Here is a 673-nt window from a genome sequence, read left to right as displayed (position 1 = left end):
GCCTGCTGGGCCGGGAACCGCTGCCGGACGCGCCCACCATCATGCTGGAACAGGTGGACGGCGGCGCAGAAGTCCAGAAAGCAAGCGAAACAGGAGGTATTATGTTCGTAACGCTGGCCGAGGGCGGGCAGATCGACCCGGCTACCGCCGCCGAGCATACCGAGCTTTTTGCCCCCTGGGCCTGCCCGGTAAACTATACGGCGGGCCAGATACGCCAGCACGGCGGTAAGCTTTATAAATGCCTGCAGGCCCATGCCTCGCAAGAGGGCTGGACGCCGGATGCGGCCCCCAGCCTTTGGGTGGCGATATCCGACCCGGCAGAGGAGTGGCCCGCCTGGAGCCAGCCCATAGGGGCGCAGGACGCATACCCTCTGGGGGCCAAGGTAAGCCATAAGGAAAAGCGCTGGATTTCTACAGCGGACAATAATGTGTGGGAGCCGGGAGTATATGGCTGGGAGGAGGCCCAGGAGGATGGCATATAAAAGATATATAGCCCGCCGCCGTGCCCGGTTCCAGGGTTTAAGCGGCCCGGTCAATCTGCCCTACGGCACAGCTTTAGACTGCCGGGAGGGCTTTCTCTTTTGGAAAAACAGGAAGCTGTGCGCCGCCGCCAGCCAGAACACGAAAGACTATTTTGTCCAGGACGATGACGGGCTGGGCAAGATACGGGGTA

Annotated in this window: 1 protein-coding gene and 1 pseudogene; both read left to right on the top strand. The window is 61.5% G+C overall.

The features are described from left to right. A partial coding sequence (locus U8U01_RS17310) for a carbohydrate-binding protein (protein WP_322176825.1) occupies positions 1-482 on the top strand: 482 nt, incomplete at its 5' end. Further along, positions 472-673, top strand: a pseudogene (locus U8U01_RS17305) (isoaspartyl peptidase); the annotation flags it as partial. The gene U8U01_RS17310 and the pseudogene U8U01_RS17305, both read left to right, overlap by 11 nt.

The organism is Acutalibacter caecimuris (genome assembly GCF_034335085.1).
Taxonomy (GTDB): Bacteria; Bacillota; Clostridia; order Oscillospirales; family Acutalibacteraceae; genus Acutalibacter; species Acutalibacter caecimuris.
Note: the sequence above shows the minus strand (reverse complement) of the source record. Positions and strands in the feature narration are given on the sequence as shown.